Here is a 17,506-nt window from a genome sequence, read left to right as displayed (position 1 = left end):
CCTGCCGTTCAGATCACTGGGAGAGGCCGACCCGGACGACCCGGGCGACGCGCACCCCTGCTGGGTCTCAAAGGGACAACTTGTTCCAGTGAGATGGGTGCAGGCAGCGCACCCAACGGGTTGGCAAGGGCTGCCACGCGGCCCTCAGTTCGTATATCTTCGACCAATTCCGCCGCTGTTTCGCTTTCGGCAATTTGATAGCCCGCACTTGTGCCGCTGTGGCCGCCGAAACGCCCTGACGGGCAGAAGGCGCGCATGCCGCCTTCCATATAGACCACTTCATCCTCGTCAAAGAACAGTGCGCTGACATCGAATGATGATGCCGGGACGTCCGACTTGATGCGGAACAAACCGCTCAACTTTCGTGCTGCCACAACAGTCAGATCTGCGGTGCCATGCTCCAATGCTATACCCTGTTCAGGCATGATCCAAATCGTACCTGGGCTGTCGACGGCACTTGGGGGTACGCGGACTGGCAAATACTCGATCCGACTTTCTTCAGTAGGAACCGAAATCGTATCGACAGAAATGCGCCTTACTGCCTTAAAGCCGTTCTCGACTGTCCGGATCAGATCACCAGGCTGAATGTCTTCAATCGGCGTCCAGCCGTCGACAGTTGCAACCCTGGTCCCGTGGATCAAGCCGCCACGGCGCGCGTTCAGTTCTACTCTGGTTTCGAATTGTGTCCGGCTTTCCGGAACATCTGAAATACCCATGTCACTCACTACTTCAAACACGTGCCTCCCCCCTGCTGGCACCAAAAACAATAGATATTCATTAGCATCCAAACCGATCACGCGTCCAAATTTTGACACATTTGAGCCTGATTTGGGTCCCAAACCCCGTTGGATAACGCTAAAAACGGAACAACGATCTGTAATCGCCCGGTATTAAGTCCCGCAGGGAAACGATATTTCTGTCATCTAATCAAAAGAGTATCCGAATCTGTCTATATCTTCAGCGCAAGCCTCGGCGATGGCCTCCTGTGATGCGGCTGAATAATAGCTGCGGTAATCTTTCGCCCGCTCTGATCGATTCAGATGCGGCAGTGTGATCCGGAACCCCAGGTGGTCAAACAGAGGCTCTGCGTCCTGATCAAACGCTTCGAGTCTGATGAAATACTGGCACTGCTCGATACCATCGGCTCGCGTCACGTAGTGCCGCGCCGGATGCTGACGGAGCGATTGTTGCGTCGCAGGGTGGCAGACAAATCCTTCAAACGAATGGGCGCGGGCCAGCGCGATTGCGGGGTGATCAAAGCCTTGCACCTTGAGCCAGTGATAATAGCTGACAAGCCGATCCCAGGGATTTCGGACCAGGGTAAAGACTGTCATCCCCGACAACTCATCCGGTGAAAGAACACCTTCGATATCGGCGAGGGTTGAATGTTTCCAAAGGCGGCCACGCGCCGATAGCTGTTTGATCCGCCTATTGCGTTTCTTTGCCTTGGGCGTATCTCCCAGCAAAATATCATCCTTCATCGCGCGCTGTTCCAAAGCCAGCGACAAAGATGTCCCTCCAGTTTTGGGAATGTGGACGAAGATATAAGAGCGACCGCGCGAAATGATCACGATGCGGCCTCTGTAGCGGCGGGACGCGTGGATCGCCAGGCCAGCAGAACTCCGGCCGTTGCGATCAGGCATATGCCGAGGATCTGCAGAACACCGATATTCTGCCCAAAGACCCTCCAGGCGAACAAGGGTCCAAATATCATCACCGAATATTCAAACACCGCCACATAAGAGGTCTCACCGATCTGATAGGATTTGATCAGCATGAATACCGCAATCGTCGACCCTATTGCCTGAACTATAATCCAAGGAATTGCCGGTCCCATTTGCCAGACCCAGCCACGGGTGACGAAGCCCTCCGGCCCAGCGACCGGAACCCCCGGAAACAAGGATAACACGATCAGCCCTACCGCTCCGGCCACTCCCAAGGTTGTCACCATAGCCGCCAGCAATGCCGTCGTGCTTTCCTGCGCGCAGTGGCTTCGGGTGATGACTGAACTGAACGCGTAGAACAGCCCTCCGGCGACCGGCAACAGCGTTTTTGCATCAAACTCGCCGGGATTCGGCTGCAACACGCATAGAATCCCGGCAAACCCTACTGCAACGGCCAGAATACGCCATGGGCCTATCCGTTGCTTCATGGCGACGGTTGTAATCAACAGCACAAAGATCGGCGACGTGAACAAACCCGCCAACGCCTGCGCAATCGGCATCAGCGCAAGCGAGGCAAAATAGAACAACATGGCCAATGTGATGAGAACACTACGCAGGATCACGGGGCCAAGCCTAATCGGGCGCAAGCGGCCCAGCCCAAGCAGTGACAGGCCCATTATCAGCGGTAGCATGAGCAGTGCCCGGCTGAAATGGAACTGCCACAGACCGATCGTTTCGGCCACCAAGATGACCACATTATCAATCACGCCGATGATTGCCATAGCACTGACCATCAGCACCGAGGCCAAAACCGGTGAAGTCTGGGTGTCCGCCTGCATCATTTTCCCCGCGGCATGATGGAGAGCGGTAACAGAATATTCCGCTCGTCTAGGTATCCAGCACATTTCCTGAACATCGCGCAACAGGTTTGCGCCGGTTGAATTTAGCGTGTTAAGCTGGCTCCAATTAAGAACGAGCAGACATCACCCCGATGACGGCACTGAAACAGTTCCAGCGGATCGAAGCCACCGGTCTGTGGCGCCCCTCGCCCGATGTTCAGCGGCGCGAGGTTGTTGTGTCGATTGGCGAAGCGACGCTGACGATATCGGATTTCAACGACCGGGCACTGACGCATTGGTCGCTGGCCGCGTTAGAGCGCCAGAACCCCGGTGTTTTCCCTGCAATTTACCACCCGGATGGCGACCCGCAAGAGACGTTGGAACTGGCCCAATCCGAAACCACGATGATCGAAGCCATTGACCGTCTGCAGCGTGCCATCGACCGGTCACGCCCCCACCCCGGGCGTTTGCGGTGGTTCAGCGTGGCCGGGGTTGTGGCTGCTGTGGCCGCGCTCATGCTGTTGTGGTTACCGTCAGCATTACAAAACCATGTCGTATCCGTCGTTCCCGAAATCAAACGTATCGACATCGGCGATACAATCCTGAGGCGCATCGAAAGAGTGTCAGGCCGCGCCTGCGTGTCCGAGGGCACTCAGGAAGCACTGGATCATCTGGCGGCAAGAACGGGCGTGCGCTCAATCGTTATCCTACCAGCCGGAGTACAGACCAGCCTGACCCTGCCGGGTGGAATTGTCCTGTTGAACCGATCTCTGGTCGAAGATCACGAGGACCCCTCGGTCGTGGCCGGGTACATCCTTGCGGAACGTGCACGTGTGCAGGCACAGGACCCACTGGATGATCTGCTGGACCGGACCGGCATCAGATCTGCGTTCCGCCTGCTGACAACCGGTGAGCTGACACCTCAGATTGTCGACAGTTATACCGAAGAAGTTCTATCAGAACCCCGTCCGGCTGTACCAGACGAGAACCTGCTGGAAATTTTTGCCGAGGCAGCTTTGCCCTCGGTCCCCTTTGCCTATGCGACGGACGTCACAGGTGAAACCGTGCTGGGCCTGATCGAGGCCGACCCGATGGCGGGCCAGCCTCTGCAACAGATACTGCCAGATCGCGAATGGGTCCGACTGCAGAATATCTGCGGCGGATAAGCCCGCTTACTTGGTCCCGAACATCCTGTCACCCGCATCGCCCAGACCTGGCATGATATAGCCTTTTGAGTTCAGCTCACGGTCCAGTGCGGCGGTGACGATGTGAACATCCGGGTGCGCCTCTTTCATGCGGGCAACACCTTCGGGGGCGGCCAACAGGCAGAGGAAACGGATATCCGTCGCGCCAGCCTCTTTCAGCAAATCAATCGCAGCGGCCGAGCTGTTGCCGGTTGCCAGCATCGGGTCGACAGCAATGACCAAACGGTCCTTCAGCCCCTCGGGCGCTTTGAAGTAATATTGGACGGGCTTCAAAGTCTCTTCATCGCGGTACAGGCCAACAAAGCCAACACGGGCCGAGGGGATCAGTTCCAAAACGCCGTCCAGCATTCCGTTACCGGCGCGCAGGATAGAGACCAACGCCAGTTTCTTACCTGCCAGGATGGGGGCGTCCATCTCTTCCATCGGGGTTTCGATATGGCGCGTGGTCAATGGCATTTCCCGCGTGATTTCATAGGCCAGAAGCAAGGTGATCTCACGCAGCAACTGGCGGAATTCGGCGGTCGAAGTGACCTTGTCCCGCATGAGCGTCAATTTATGCTGCACCAACGGGTGGTCGACGACGGTCAGGTGTTCGCTCATGATATCTCCAGTCTTTTCTTGACCCGCGCACGGGTCGCTTCATCGCAAAAAGCCGCATTCAGGGCGGTTTCATTCAGGGCGGCAAAATCCTCGGCCTCCCAACCGAAAGCTTTGGCCAACATCTCATATTCACGCCGCATTGTGGTGTGGAAAAACGGCGGATCGTCGGTGGACACGGTGACCTTGACACCTGCCTCGCGCAACTTGGAAATCGGATGGCTGGCAAAGTCGGGAAACAGGCCCAGAACCACGTTCGAGCCCGGGCAAACCTCGAGCGTCACACCACGATCAACGATCTCATGCACAAGGTCGGGATCTTCGATCGCACGCACGCCATGGCCTATGCGTTCAACTCCCAGATCACGGATCGCATCGCGGACACTATCCGGCCCGCCGAACTCTCCGGCATGGGTGGTCAGGCACAGTCCGGCCTCGCGCGCGCAGTCAAACGCCCACTTATAGTCGCCCTGAACCCCCATGGATTCATTGCCCCCCATACCGAACCCAGTAATCCAGTCGCCCGCTGTTTCAGCGGCACAATATGCACTGAGCTTGGCCTGTTCGGGTCCGAAATGCCGGACACAGGTCACCACGCCGCGCAGAGTGATATCGTATTTCCGCTCGGCTTCATCAGCGGCATCCTGAATGGCACTTAGATAGTCGCGCCAGGCCAGCAAATCGCCACCGCCACAGAAATCGGGGCTCAGAAAGCTTTCCGAATACACCACCCCGTTCGCCGCGCTTTCTTCAAGAATAGCCAACGTCAGACGGCGGAAATCCTCGGGCGATTTCAGCACTTCACAGGCGGCCTCATATACGCTGAGGAAATGGGCGAAATCCCGGAAATCATATGACCCGTCAGGTTTGAAAATCCCGCTGAGGTCGATGCGCTTTTCATGCGCCAGCTGACGGATGAAGGCAGGCGGCGCGGCACCTTCGTGATGCAAGTGCAGTTCGATCTTGGGTAGGTCAGCAACAGTCATAGAAAGCTCCGCCCCGGCCCTTGTGCCGGGATATTCAGGTGATGTGCGATACTGGCGGCAATGTCGGCGAATTTGACCTGACCGATCTGCCCCGCACCCTGCCCTGCAATCAGGACAGGTACTTGCTCACGCGTGTGGTCGGTGCCGATCCAGCTTGGGTCGTTGCCGTGATCAGCGGTCAACAACATCAGGTCGTCGGGGCGCAACCGGGTCAGAATTGCACCTATCTCTTGGTCAAACCATTCCAGCGCGCTGGCATAGCCGCTGATGTCGCGCCGATGGCCATAGAGACTGTCGAACTCGACAAAATTGGCAAATGTCAGGCTGCCCTCTTCGGCCTCATCGATCAGATCGGACAGATGACCCATCAAGTCAGCATCCGACCCTTTGCGCAGTGTGTCGATCCCCTGCATGGAAAAGATATCGCCGATCTTGCCCACTGCATGAACACGGCGGCCCGCATCCTGACACCAGTTCGTCAGCACCGGAGCGGGCGGCACGATGGCAAAATCCTTGCGGTTGGTCGTGCGGGTGAACCCCTGTTCGGGCGAGCCGACAAAGGGCCGTGCGATCACACGCCCCACTTTCATCTGGTGCAAACGTGGGGCCAGCGTGCGGCAGAGGTCAAGCAGACGGTCTAGGCCGAAGCTTTCTTCATGCGCGGCAATCTGAAAGACACTGTCGGCCGAGGTATAGCAGATCGGCCAACCGGTTCGCATATGCTCGGCCCCCAATTCGGCGATGATCGTGGTGCCCGAGGCGTGGCAATCCCCCAAAATCCCTTCGGTTCCGGCGGCCTCTGCTGCGGCCTTGCTCAGATCAACCGGAAATGATGGTGTTGTATTTGGAAAGTAATGCCAGTCCCATGGCACAGGCAGCCCTGCTAGTTCCCAATGCCCAGATGGCGTGTCCTTGCCCGGTGAATCCTCACAGGCGCAGCCCCACAGACCAGTCGGCTGGGCCAGCAAACCCGACGTTTCCGCACCCGAGGCCAGCCGTGCCGCAGCACCCAACCCCAGCGCATCCAAATGCGGTAGATGCAAAGGCCCGGATCGCCCCTCTTCCGCCTGACCTTGTGCACAAGCCTGCGCGATATGGGCCAGAGTGTTTGCCCCAGTATCCGGCATGTCGCCATTAAAGAACTGATCAGCATCGGGCGCGCCGCCGATACCCACAGAATCCATCACCACAAGGAAGGCGCGGCTCATGGCGTGATCCTCTCGTGGACAAGGGATGGCACCACTGGTTTACCCGTTCCAAGCGTGATCGCCTTTTGAACAGCATCAGCCGCACGTCGCGCGGCATCCTCGCGGGCGGCATGGACGACAGCCAATGGAACGCCTTTTTCGACCCGGTCGCCCAGTCGCACCAGATCTGACAGCCCGACCGCAGGGTCGATCACATCGCTTTCAACCTGACGTCCGCCACCCAATTCGACAACCGCAAGGCCCAGCGCCTCTCCGTCTATCGTGGTTACATAGCCCGCAGCGGGAGCGGGCACTTCCAGGATCACGCTGGCTTCGGGCAAATAGCGCGACCAATCGTCGACAAAGTGAATGGGTGCCCCAACTGCGGCCATCATGCGGCCAAACCGTTCTGCGGCACGGCCATCGCGGATGACCTTGGCGATTTTGTCCCGGCCTTCTTCCGAAGTGGCAAACATACCGGCGTCAGCCAACAGAACCCCACCCAGTTCGGCAGAGATCACAGCCAACGGCGCGTCAGGCGCTTGGGTCAATACCTTCATGACCTCATCCACCTCAAGTGCATTGCCCAGCGCAGAGGCAAGCGGCTGGTTCATATCGGTTATGACTGCCGAGGTCCGACACCCTGCAGCGTTGGCGGTTTCCGTCAGCGCCTGTGCCAGATTGCGCGCGTCATCAAGGGTTTTCATAAAGGCCCCACTGCCAACCTTAACGTCCAGCACCAGTGCATCCGGGCTGGCTGCAAGCTTTTTCGACAGGATCGACGCGGTGATCAGGTCGAGGCTTTCTACTGTCGCCGTGACATCCCGAATGGCGTAAAGCCGTTTGTCCGCTGGCGCGATTTGCCCGGTGGCGCCGACAATGGCTGCCCCCGTTTCGTTCAGCACCTGCACCAGCCGGTCCTGGCTGATCTGGGTGGTCACACCGGGGATGGATTCAAGTTTGTCCAACGTGCCGCCCGTATGTCCCAGTCCCCGGCCAGAAATCATTGGCACATAGGCTCCAAGCTCGGCCAGTGCGGGGGCCAGTACCAGGCTGACGCTGTCGCCCACACCCCCGGTCGAGTGTTTATCGATTACCGGTCCTTCCACATCCCAGTTCAGGACATCGCCGCTGTCGCGCATCGCAATGGTCAGATCGGCACGGCCCTGCGCACCCAACCCACCCATGCAAACCGCCATCGCAAAGGCCCCTGCCTGCGCGTCACTGACCCCACCATCGGCAAGCCCCTGGGCAAACCAGTGCAGTTCCTCGGCGGAGGGTATATCCTTGCGGCGCAACTTTGCGATGATCGAGCGGGCGTCCATGGGGTCAGACATCCTCCATATGCGAGGCGTCAAATGCGCCTGGCAGCAGATCCCCGATAGTGGTTTTCAACTCCGCCCCGTCCAAGCTGGCCAATACCACCTTGACGTCACGCTTGCCGAACTCGGCCAGTTTCTGGCGGCACCCCCCGCACGGCGGTACTGGCTGAGGAGACGACGCGACCACGTAAACCTCGGTCAGTTCCTGCTCGCCAGCAGCAACCATGGCGGCAATGGCTCCGGCCTCGGCGCAAGTGCCTTCGGGATAGGCCACGTTTTCCACATTGCAACCGGAGTAGATCTGCCCCGACAGGGACCGGATCGCCGCGCCGACCTTGAAATTGGAATAAGGCGCATAGGCGTTTTCCCGCACGGACAAGGCTGCGTCTTTCAAGCTCATGGCGATTCCCTATTTTTTGATCATCTGGTCAGAAAGTCATACCCTAAATGAAAGCCCCCGGGGAATTGAAGCCCCGAGCGCAGAATTCCTGAGCCAAAATGCTTAATCCAGAACCGTATTGAACACGCCAGGCAGCGTGACCTCAAGCAGTTCAACATCATCGGTCGGATCAGACAGGCGTGTGCGCATACCCGGCGGGATGACAAAGGCATCGCCCTGTTCCAGCCGATAGGGGTCACGCCCCTCGCCTTCGAGCGTCAACTCACCGTTCATAACGAAGGTGAAATGAATATCGGTATCATGTGTAGCCCAGGCGGTGTCACCCTGCCCCCGACGCACCACCTGAACGCCTGCGACACCCATCGTGTTCTGGGCAATCGTGGTGTCGCGACAGATATAGCCCGGCAAACGGAACGGCCCCCATTCTGCTCCCTCGGCCCGGTTGTAGACAAAGCGCTGGCCCTGCCATTCGCGATCCGGGCGGTATTGCGGGGTCGGCAACTGCATTTCGTGGTCGATTTCGGTGACATGTTCGGCAGGAACACCAATTTCGATCACCTGCACATTGTCCGATGCCTCCAACACACGATGGCGGATTTCGGGCGGCTGGATAAAGCAATCGCCGGCGGTCAGGCGCATCTTATCGCCCTGATCCTCGTAAACCACATCGACCCAGCCATGGATGCAGAAAATCAACTGAAACCCGACCTTGTGGAAATGCACCATGTCCGGAACCGGACCGCCATCAGGAATGCGGATATGGCTGGCAATGATCGACCCGCCCAAGCGATCGGGTACCAGATCGCGATAATGCATTCCGGCGCGCCCGATGACCCACGGGGCCTGATCCTTGAGTCTGCGCACGACAAAGGAATGCACGGTATCCGGCATCACCATCGGCGGGTTCAGTTCATCAATTTCAACACGCGTCCCGTTCGGCGCGACCAAACTGCGCTGGCCAGCCGCAAACTCATCCGGATTTTCGGTCAGAATGCGCAACATTCCGGGCGCCTCGGGTGCATCCTGTTCGATCCGTAATCGCAATCCATGCCCCGAGAACACGGCGACCCGAGGGTCATCAGCCGGATAGATCATATCCATCCGCATCCCCAGTACCTTGGTAAAAAACGGGATGTCGTCACGTAATTCCTGCGTCGGCAGACGAATCTCAGCTTTGGTCTGATTGCTGGTCATTCAAGTTCTCTTCGGTCGTGGCTTTGGGCCATCCGATCAGAACAGAAGCCAAAATGCCAATCGAAAAGAACATCTCAAGCGTTTCTTCCAACACAAACAAACGCATGATCATCTGGTCCGACAGGTCGTCTTTCAGTGCGCCACTGACTTCTTCCAACCCCTGTGCAACCACCGCACACATACCGGCCAGAAAGAACACCATTAGAAACGGGACCCGATGCTTGAACGCACGCCACCCGTTTGGCACCCCGTGCCAGAGCAAGCCGCCCAGAACCAAAACAGCCAGGATGACGCGAACCGCGTTCATATCAAGCAGCGTGTCCAGCCCATTCAGAATCCCATATGGCAAGCTATCTACGGCATAGATATCCGCAGCAAGTTCGCGCTCTGCCAGCAGCAAACAGACGAGACCGATATAAAGACGGGAAATCCCGCGATACCGGAAAAGCGCAATGCCCCCGGCCAGAACAAGTGCCGCGGCCGAAATGGATTCGAACGGGCCGCCCTCATGGCTGAGGGACATCGCCTGCACCGGCCAGATACAGAGGACCACCAAGATCAGCAACGCAACTCCAATCGCTGCACGAAACAGCGGCTGGTCCAGCCCAAAGGACCGCTTGGTATCGGTTGTGACGGGTATCGACTGAGATTGTTTTTCCGGGGTCATCTTGGGCCTTCGATCTCCTGTGGAAGCGGTGCCGAATATGAAGATGCGCGACCGTAACCATATTAGAACATAATTCAACCTACGGCCGTGTTTGGCAAAAATCCATTTATGAAGTGACGTCACGTAGCCAAGGCGCCAGAAATAGTTTAACCCTTCAACCAAATTCGGAACGGAGATGAATTGCCTATGTCTGACACTCCCAACCTGCGACAGGCCGCGCTTGATTATCACGCTCACCCAAAGCCTGGAAAGCTCGAAATCAGGGCTACGAAACCCATGGCCAACGGTCGGGATCTGGCGCGCGCCTACTCGCCTGGCGTCGCCGAGGCCAGCCTGGAAATCAAGGCCGACCCATCCAACGCCGAGCTTTACACCGCGCGGGGCAATCTTGTTGGCGTGGTCTCGAACGGAACAGCAGTGCTGGGCCTGGGCAATATAGGCGCTCTGGCTTCTAAGCCGGTGATGGAAGGCAAAGCGGTTCTGTTCAAGAAATTCGCAGGGATCGACTGTTTCGACATCGAGGTTGACGAATCCGACCCCGAAAAGCTGGCCGATATCGTTTGCGCGCTGGAACCCACGTTCGGGGCAATCAACCTTGAAGACATCAAGGCACCCGATTGTTTTATTGTCGAAAAACTGTGCCGCGAGCGGATGAACATCCCCGTTTTTCACGATGACCAGCACGGCACCGCAATCGTCGTGGGCGCCGCTGCCAAGAACGCGCTGTACGTTGCCGGGAAAAAGTTCGAGGATATCAAAATCGTCTCGACCGGCGGAGGCGCGGCTGGGATCGCCTGCCTGAACATGCTGGTGAAGCTGGGTGTGAAACGTGAAAACATCTGGCTGTGTGACATTCACGGGCTTGTCTATGAAGGGCGAGCCGAGGACATGAACCCGCACAAGAGCCAATTCGCGCAAAAGACTGATCTGCGCACGCTGGATGACGTGATCGGGGATGCCGATCTGTTTCTGGGGCTTAGCGGACCGAATGTCCTGAAACCCGAAATGGTCGCGAAAATGGCCAACAGACCAATCATCTTCGCGCTGGCTAACCCGACGCCCGAGATTCTGCCGGACGCAGCTCGCGAAGTGGCCCCCGATGCGATCATCGCAACCGGTCGCAGTGATTTTCCCAATCAGGTGAACAACGTTCTGTGCTTTCCTTTCATCTTCCGGGGCGCCCTGGATGTTGGTGCGACCGAAATTAACGACGCTATGCAGATCGCCTGCGTAGACGGTATCGCTGATATGGCCCGGGCAACGACCAGTGCAGAAGCCGCCGCCGCCTATAAGGGCGAGCAACTGACATTCGGACCTGACTATTTGATCCCAAAACCTTTTGACCCGCGCCTCGTCGCTGTTGTGTCCTCGTCAGTGGCCCGGGCGGCTATGGACAGTGGCGTTGCCAGGCGTCCGATTCCAGATATGGAGGCCTATAAAGAGCGCCTGAACCAGACGGTTTTCAAATCCGCCCTGATCATGCGCCCGGTTTTCGAGGCCGCAGCAGCTGCGTCGCGCCGAATAGTATTTGCCGAGGGCGAGGACGAACGTGTGCTGCGCGCCGCTCAGGCCATTCTGGAAGAAACCACGGAAACACCGATCCTGATCGGACGTCCCGAAGTCATCGAAGCGCGATGCGAGCGCCTGGGCCTGACCGTGCGTCCCGGCGAGGATTTTCAGATCGTGAACCCGGAACATGACAATCGCTACTATGATTACTGGACCTCATATCACCAGATCATGCAGCGCCGCGGTGTCACCCCTGATCTGGCCAAGGCCATCATGCGCACCAACAGCACAGCCATTGGGGCGATCATGGTTCAGCGTGGCGAGGCCGACAGCCTGATCTGCGGAACCTTTGGCGAATACCGCTGGCACCTAAGCTATGTCGAACAGGTGTTGGCCAATGGCGACCTGCGCGCACATGGCGCTTTGTCTCTGATGGTTCTTGAGGACGGCCCCTTGTTCATTGCCGATACACATGTGCGGCAATTACCAACGCCTGCAGAGCTTGCCGAAACCACCCTGGGCGCGGCCCGTCATGTCCGGCGTTTCGGGTTGGAGCCAAAAATCGCGTTCTGTTCGCAATCTCAATTCGGCAATCAGGCCGAAGGCTCGGGCAAGCGCCTGCGGGCCGCTTTGGAGATTCTGGACTCGGAGCCGCGCGATTTCACATATGAGGGTGAGATGAATCTGGACGTAGCGCTTGACCCTGAACTGCGGTCGCGCATCTTCCCGCATTCACGTCTAGAAGGTGTCGCCAACGTCCTGATATTTGCCCACGCAGATGCCGCCAGCGGTGTGCGCAACATTCTGAAGATGAAGGCCAACGCGCTGGAAGTTGGCCCGATCCTGATGGGTATGGGCAACAAGGCACATATCGTGACCCCCTCGATCACCGCACGCGGGTTACTGAACATGGCGGCGATCGCAGGAACGCCTGTCGCTCATTACGGGTAAAGGGTCACGGATCCCCTCCGGGCACCGAAACAGGTGCCCGGACTGATTCCTTCATATTTGCACCAATACATTTGCAGTTTTGCAAAACTGTGAATTCGGCGCGCAAAATCCATAAATTGCCGACAGGTTTGCAAAAATTTGCAGGGAAATTCTTATACATCTGCAAATATTTTGCGATAAAGTGACGCCCCGTCACTTCGACCGCTTGTCTGCCCCCTATACCCCGCCCTAGACACGGTGCAGGGATTTTTCGGAGGAGACCAAAGTGGCATATCAGGACGTTTACCAGAGCTGGAAATCCGATCCGGAGGCATTCTGGATGGAAGCTGCAAAAGGAATTGATTGGGTTCGGCCACCCAGCAAGGCTTTGTTTGACGACAATGCTCCTCTTTATGAATGGTTCTGTGATGCCAGGGTCAACACCTGCTGGAATGCAGTTGATCGCCATGTCGAGAATGGTCGCGGTGAACAGACGGCCATCATCTATGACAGCCCAATCACCCACACCAAGCGCGAAATCTCATATGTCGAACTGCGCAATCGGGTCGCCACTTTGGCCGGGGCATTGCGGGCAAAAGGTGTCGAAAAGGGCGACAGGGTTATCATCTATATGCCGATGATCCCCGAAGCGCTTGAGGCGATGTTGGCCTGTGCCCGGCTGGGTGCGGTGCACTCGGTTGTGTTTGGTGGCTTTGCAAGCAACGAATTGGCGGTCCGTATTGATGACGCCAAACCAAAAGCAATCATCGCCGCTTCTTGCGGGATGGAGCCGGGCCGTGTGGTGCATTATAAACCGCTGCTTGACGGTGCCATCGAACTTGCCAGCCACAAGCCCGATTTCTGCGTGATATTCCAGCGCGAACAAGAGGTTGCGCATTTGATCGAGGGGCGTGATTTCAACTGGCACGGGTTCCAGTACGGTGTTGAGCCTGCGGAATGTGTTCCTGTCGATGGCAATGATCCAGCTTATATCCTGTATACATCGGGCACGACCGGAGCGCCCAAAGGGGTCGTACGGCCGACGGCCGGCCATCTGGTCGCCCTGAACTGGACGATGAAGAACATCTATAACGTGGATCCCGGCGACGTGTTCTGGGCGGCTTCTGATGTCGGCTGGGTCGTTGGCCACTCATATATCTGCTACGCGCCGCTGATCCACGGCAACACCACGATAGTGTTCGAGGGCAAGCCGGTTGGAACCCCAGACGCGGGCACCTTCTGGCGGGTGATATCCGAGCATAATGTTCGCAGTTTCTTCACTGCTCCCACCGCAATCCGCGCGGTCAAACGTGAAGATCCCAAGGGGGAATTGATCCCTGAATACGACCTCTCCTGCCTGCGAGCCCTGTTTCTGGCCGGAGAGCGGGCGGATCCCGACACGATCGAATGGGCCAAAGACGCGCTGAACGTTCCGGTCATCGACCATTGGTGGCAAACCGAAACCGGTTGGACCATCGCGGGCAATCCGCTGGGGATTGAAGAGCTGCCAACCAAGCTGGGCTCACCTGCCAAGCCGATGCCCGGCTACGACGTGCAGATTCTGGACGAAGGCGGCCACCCGATGAAACCCGGAGAGCTGGGTGCGATTGCGGTGAAACTACCCCTGCCCCCGGGCACCCTGCCGACGCTGTGGAACGCCGAAGACCGGTTCAAAAGCTCGTACCTGAACCACTTCCCCGGATATTATGAAACCGGCGATGCGGGCATGGTCGATAAGGACGGCTACCTTTATATCATGGCGCGCACCGATGACGTGATCAACGTCGCCGGCCATCGTCTGTCCACCGGCGGCATGGAAGAGGTTCTGGCCGCACACCCTGACGTTGCCGAATGCGCCGTGATCGGCGTGTCGGACCAGCTGAAGGGCCAGATGCCGGTTGGTTTCCTGTGTCTGAATGCGGGCTGTGACCGCGACCATGGTGACGTCGTTCAGGATGTCGTCAAGTTGGTTCGCGAAAAGATCGGACCGGTCGCTGCCTTCAAGCTGGCCGTGGTTGTCGACCGGCTGCCCAAGACGCGGTCGGGCAAGATATTGCGCGGAACCATGGTCTCGATTGCGGATGGCAAGGACTACAAGATGCCCGCCACCATCGACGATCCGGCGATTCTGGACGAGATCACCGAGGCCCTCAAATCCATCGGCTACGCCCAGTAGAAAATCGGCGCGCCTGCCGCCTCTTGCAACCTGACACCGGGCCTCTACTGTCTGACCAAGACAGTGAGGCCCCATGACAGAAACCGACATCTGGCGTCTGAACGCCACCGATCTGACCGCGTTGACGCGCAACAGGGAAATCAGCGCGGAAGAGGCCGTCAAAGCCTCCATCGACCGGATGCAACAGGTCAATCCTGCGCTGAATGCGGTTGTTGAAGATCTGAGTTCACAAGCGCTGGACCGTGCGCGAAATCTGGACAAGGCGGTCGGTGACGGAGAGCAGCCCGGCCCCCTGCATGGTGTGCCGGTCACCATCAAGATCAACGTCGATCAAAAAGGACATGCGACCTCGAATGGGGTCGTTGCCCTGAAAGACGTGATCGCCCCGGATGATGCGCCGGTTGTTTCCAACCTGCAAAAGGCGGGCGCCATCGTCATCGGTCGCACCAACACGCCCGAATTTTCATTCCGTGCTGACACAGACAACGAACTGCATGGCCGCACGCATAACCCCTGGGGACGTCATATCTCGCCCGGGGGATCTTCTGGTGGCGCGGGCGCAGCTGTGATGGCTGGGATCGGTGCGCTGGCCCATGGCAACGATATAGGGGGCAGTCTGCGATTTCCTGCCGCCGCCAATGGGGCGGTTACCGTCAAACCGGGTCTGGGTCGTGTTCCGGCGTGGAATCCCAGCCAATCGGCAGAACGGGGCATATTGGCACAATCGATGTCGGTGCAGGGTCTGATCACGCGCTCCGCAGCGGACCTGCACCTGTCCATGCCCAGCTTGATCGCGCCCGATCCGCGCGATCCGTTTCACGTGCCGATGCCGTGGCGGGGTGAGGACCAAACCGGCCCGATCAAGGTCGCCTTCACCAAGCAGACCTTTGGATACGATTTGCATCCCGAAGTCGACAAGGCTCTGGATACGGCACGCGATGCATTGATCGAAGCAGGCTATGTAGTGGAAGAGGTCGCACCACCCGATATCTTTGAAGCTGGTCGTGGCGGGTACCGCGCCCTGATGGGCGAAGTTTTGACCTTGTTGAAAGCCGATATCGAGGCTGCGGGATCAAAAACAATCCGCGACATATTCGAGGTCTACTTTCAGGAATTCCCACCCATAGTTGGCACAGACCTTATAAAAATGCTGGCCAAGCGCAGCAACTATGCGCGCGAGTGGTCTCTGTTCATGCAAAACTATCCTCTGGTCCTGTCACCATTCCTGCCACAGCCGTTCTTCAAACCGGACCGAGACACCGAGGGCGCCGAGGGCGTGCATGAAGTTCTGGGCTGTGCGGTCTATTCCTATGCGATGAACTTCATCGGCCTGCCCGCGGCATGCGTTCCGGCGCGGCTGGCCGAGCTGCCGCATGGGCCGCAGCCGATCAACATCCAGATCGCAGCCCGCAGATGGCGCGAGGATATGGCGGTAGACGCCGCCGCGGCAATAGAAGACCGGGTGGGGCAAATGTGCCTGCCATTGTGGAAGAAAATGGGGACGTCCTTCTAAATAAACGTTGTCCAAAAAAAATTGACCCCGGGGTTTTGTACCCGGGGTCCGCTTTCTAAAATATGCCTAGAAATCCGATAACGAGCGTAGCACCACCTACCCTCGCCCGCACATAAACTGCACGTTCATTTCGAAACCGCCGTTGATGGCCACTCACTTCCACCATGGCGTGTTCTCCAGGCAAGTTCACAGTACCTTAATGTTAATCGGATTCGTGTGAACTGGTTCACACAAGCGCGATTAATTCATACCTGGCCTTTCATTTAGGTGAACTGCTCCGAAATCAGACGCTCTTCCAGGCCGTGGCCCGGGTCGAACAGGATACGGTGCCGGATCGCCGGTTCAGATCGAATTTCGACCCAATCAATATCCGGAAATGAATTTGAATCCGCATCCGCCATGACCGGCCGCTTGTCCGCGTCCAACACATCGAACCGCACCTGGGCGATTTTGGGCAGCAGCGCGCCCCGCCAGCGTCGCGGACGAAAGGCTGCAATCGCTGTCAGGGCTAGAACATCCGATCCAATCGGCAGGATTGGCCCATGCGCGGAATAGTTATAAGCCGTCGATCCTGCTGGCGTTGACAGCAAAGCGCCATCGCAAACCAATTCATCCATGCGCACGCGACCGTCCACACTGATCCTCAGCCGCGCCGCCTGAGGGCCTGCCCTTAGCAAAGAGACCTCATTGATGGCTAGCGCCTCATGGATCTTTCCGGACTGATCCATCGCGCGCATCGCCAGCGGGTTGATGACCTCTTCTTCAGCGGCGGAAAGACGGTCCATCAGATCTTCTTCGTGGAACTCGTTCATCAGGAACCCGATTGTTCCACGATTCATGCCATATACGGGCGTATCGAGGTGCTGCATGTTGTGCAAAGTGTGCAGCATAAAGCCGTCCCCACCCAGCGCGACAATTACACCTGCATCACGCGGCGCCGCATTGCCATAGCGCCTGACCAGTTTGTCGCGTGCGGTTTGAGCCACCTTGGCGTCGCTGGCAAGAAAAGCGATTCTTTGAATCATCTATTGTGGTTTCCAGTGCTGCACATTTGGTTCCGAAACAATCATACCTTTCCCCTATAGACCAGACTTGACGCCACCGTTGGCCAAATCGTCGCTTTAAGCCTTTTGCCGATGCCCCGTTTCCGATAGGAAATCCGCAAGAAATCCCAGCATTGTGGAGCCCCCATGAACGCCAATCTACGTGATACCGGTTTTTTCACCCAGTCTCTCTCAGAGCGCGACCCAGAGCTGTTCGGCTCGATCACGTCCGAGCTGGGCCGTCAGCGCGACGAGATCGAATTGATCGCGTCCG

Annotated in this window: 15 protein-coding genes; 4 read left to right on the top strand and 11 right to left on the bottom strand. The window is 57.7% G+C overall.

From position 1 onward, the window contains the following. Window positions 1-8 precede the first annotated feature (8 nt). The 3 genes from AC2FGB_RS00075 to AC2FGB_RS00065 all read right to left on the bottom strand — a co-directional run bounded on the left by AC2FGB_RS00075 (window position 9) and on the right by AC2FGB_RS00065 (window position 2,503). A complete protein-coding gene (locus tag AC2FGB_RS00075) occupies window positions 9-737 on the bottom strand; it encodes a Hint domain-containing protein (protein WP_246097113.1) in 729 nt (242 codons plus the stop codon). A gap of 186 nt (window positions 738-923) precedes the next feature. Continuing rightward, complete coding sequence (locus AC2FGB_RS00070) at window positions 924-1,571, bottom strand: sulfotransferase family 2 domain-containing protein (RefSeq protein ID WP_281971797.1); 648 nt, start codon at window positions 1,569-1,571, stop codon at window positions 924-926. Next, on the bottom strand, window positions 1,568-2,503 hold the full coding sequence (locus AC2FGB_RS00065; RefSeq protein WP_142632801.1) for a DMT family transporter: 936 nt from the start codon (window positions 2,501-2,503) through the stop codon (window positions 1,568-1,570). Before AC2FGB_RS00065 ends, AC2FGB_RS00070 begins: the two co-directional genes overlap by 4 nt. 152 nt (window positions 2,504-2,655) lie before the next feature. Here AC2FGB_RS00065 and AC2FGB_RS00060 point away from each other — a divergent pair, with 152 nt between their 5' ends. Beyond that, window positions 2,656-3,669: a hypothetical protein gene (locus AC2FGB_RS00060; RefSeq protein ID WP_281994364.1), complete on the top strand. Its 1,014-nt coding sequence runs from the start codon at window positions 2,656-2,658 to the stop codon at window positions 3,667-3,669. Window positions 3,670-3,675: 6 nt separating this feature from the next. On the opposite strand, the gene upp is transcribed toward AC2FGB_RS00060, so the two are convergent. From upp to AC2FGB_RS00025, 7 genes are all read right to left on the bottom strand, one after another. Beyond that, window positions 3,676-4,308 carry a uracil phosphoribosyltransferase gene (upp, locus tag AC2FGB_RS00055; protein WP_281994363.1) on the bottom strand — a complete coding sequence of 211 codons (633 nt, stop codon included), beginning with the start codon at window positions 4,306-4,308 and terminating at the stop codon, window positions 3,676-3,678. Then, a complete protein-coding gene (locus AC2FGB_RS00050) occupies window positions 4,305-5,291 on the bottom strand; it encodes an adenosine deaminase (RefSeq protein WP_281994362.1) in 987 nt (328 codons plus the stop codon). Before AC2FGB_RS00050 ends, upp begins: the two co-directional genes overlap by 4 nt. Next, window positions 5,288-6,499 (bottom strand): phosphopentomutase, encoded by a 1,212-nt coding sequence (locus AC2FGB_RS00045; protein WP_496688648.1) that lies wholly within the window; start codon window positions 6,497-6,499, stop codon window positions 5,288-5,290. The genes AC2FGB_RS00050 and AC2FGB_RS00045 overlap by 4 nt, the downstream gene beginning before the upstream one ends. Further along, complete coding sequence (locus AC2FGB_RS00040) at window positions 6,496-7,803, bottom strand: thymidine phosphorylase (protein ID WP_281994990.1); 1,308 nt, start codon at window positions 7,801-7,803, stop codon at window positions 6,496-6,498. The genes AC2FGB_RS00045 and AC2FGB_RS00040 overlap by 4 nt, the downstream gene beginning before the upstream one ends. A gap of 4 nt (window positions 7,804-7,807) precedes the next feature. Then, window positions 7,808-8,200 carry a cytidine deaminase gene (locus AC2FGB_RS00035; protein ID WP_142632791.1) on the bottom strand — a complete coding sequence of 131 codons (393 nt, stop codon included), beginning with the start codon at window positions 8,198-8,200 and terminating at the stop codon, window positions 7,808-7,810. Between the two features lie 102 nt (window positions 8,201-8,302). Then, a complete protein-coding gene (locus AC2FGB_RS00030; RefSeq protein WP_142632789.1) occupies window positions 8,303-9,394 on the bottom strand; it encodes a cupin domain-containing protein in 1,092 nt (363 codons plus the stop codon). Further along, window positions 9,369-10,061, bottom strand: a complete 693-nt coding sequence (locus AC2FGB_RS00025; RefSeq protein ID WP_271948030.1) for a hypothetical protein — start codon at window positions 10,059-10,061, stop codon at window positions 9,369-9,371. The genes AC2FGB_RS00030 and AC2FGB_RS00025 overlap by 26 nt, the downstream gene beginning before the upstream one ends. Window positions 10,062-10,247: 186 nt before the next feature. On the opposite strand from AC2FGB_RS00025, the gene AC2FGB_RS00020 reads away from it, so the two are divergent. The 3 genes from AC2FGB_RS00020 (at window position 10,248) to AC2FGB_RS00010 (ending at window position 16,189) form a co-directional block, all read left to right on the top strand. Continuing rightward, entirely contained in the window at window positions 10,248-12,521 is a 2,274-nt protein-coding gene (locus tag AC2FGB_RS00020; protein ID WP_282027863.1) for an NADP-dependent malic enzyme, read from the top strand. Between the two features lie 265 nt (window positions 12,522-12,786). Continuing rightward, window positions 12,787-14,676: a propionate-CoA ligase PrpE gene (prpE, locus tag AC2FGB_RS00015; RefSeq protein WP_142632783.1), complete on the top strand. Its 1,890-nt coding sequence runs from the start codon at window positions 12,787-12,789 to the stop codon at window positions 14,674-14,676. A 73-nt stretch (window positions 14,677-14,749) separates the two neighbouring features. Next, window positions 14,750-16,189, top strand: coding sequence for an amidase family protein (locus tag AC2FGB_RS00010; protein ID WP_496693339.1), 1,440 nt, complete (start codon window positions 14,750-14,752; stop codon window positions 16,187-16,189). Between the two features lie 263 nt (window positions 16,190-16,452). Here AC2FGB_RS00010 and AC2FGB_RS00005 read toward each other — a convergent pair whose 3' ends face one another. After that, complete coding sequence (locus tag AC2FGB_RS00005) at window positions 16,453-17,214, bottom strand: NAD kinase (RefSeq protein ID WP_142632779.1); 762 nt, start codon at window positions 17,212-17,214, stop codon at window positions 16,453-16,455. Between the last annotated feature and the right edge of the window lie 292 nt (window positions 17,215-17,506).

Source organism: Ruegeria sp. CDSC021, from assembly GCF_059610845.1.
This window is presented reverse-complemented; position numbering and strand designations above follow the sequence as displayed.

Coding starts and splice junctions, on each gene's coding strand:
- AC2FGB_RS00025 (WP_271948030.1), bottom strand. CDS start 10,061: ATGACCCCGGAAAAACAATCTCAGTCGATACCCGTCACAACCGATACC.
- upp (WP_281994363.1), bottom strand. CDS start 4,308: ATGAGCGAACACCTGACCGTCGTCGACCACCCGTTGGTGCAGCATAAA.
- AC2FGB_RS00045 (WP_496688648.1), bottom strand. CDS start 6,499: ATGAGCCGCGCCTTCCTTGTGGTGATGGATTCTGTGGGTATCGGCGGC.
- AC2FGB_RS00005 (WP_142632779.1), bottom strand. CDS start 17,214: ATGATTCAAAGAATCGCTTTTCTTGCCAGCGACGCCAAGGTGGCTCAA.
- AC2FGB_RS00030 (WP_142632789.1), bottom strand. CDS start 9,394: ATGACCAGCAATCAGACCAAAGCTGAGATTCGTCTGCCGACGCAGGAA.
- AC2FGB_RS00035 (WP_142632791.1), bottom strand. CDS start 8,200: ATGAGCTTGAAAGACGCAGCCTTGTCCGTGCGGGAAAACGCCTATGCG.
- AC2FGB_RS00040 (WP_281994990.1), bottom strand. CDS start 7,803: ATGGACGCCCGCTCGATCATCGCAAAGTTGCGCCGCAAGGATATACCC.
- AC2FGB_RS00020 (WP_282027863.1), top strand. CDS start 10,248: ATGTCTGACACTCCCAACCTGCGACAGGCCGCGCTTGATTATCACGCT.
- AC2FGB_RS00010 (WP_496693339.1), top strand. CDS start 14,750: ATGACAGAAACCGACATCTGGCGTCTGAACGCCACCGATCTGACCGCG.
- AC2FGB_RS00050 (WP_281994362.1), bottom strand. CDS start 5,291: ATGACTGTTGCTGACCTACCCAAGATCGAACTGCACTTGCATCACGAA.
- AC2FGB_RS00060 (WP_281994364.1), top strand. CDS start 2,656: ATGACGGCACTGAAACAGTTCCAGCGGATCGAAGCCACCGGTCTGTGG.
- AC2FGB_RS00065 (WP_142632801.1), bottom strand. CDS start 2,503: ATGCAGGCGGACACCCAGACTTCACCGGTTTTGGCCTCGGTGCTGATG.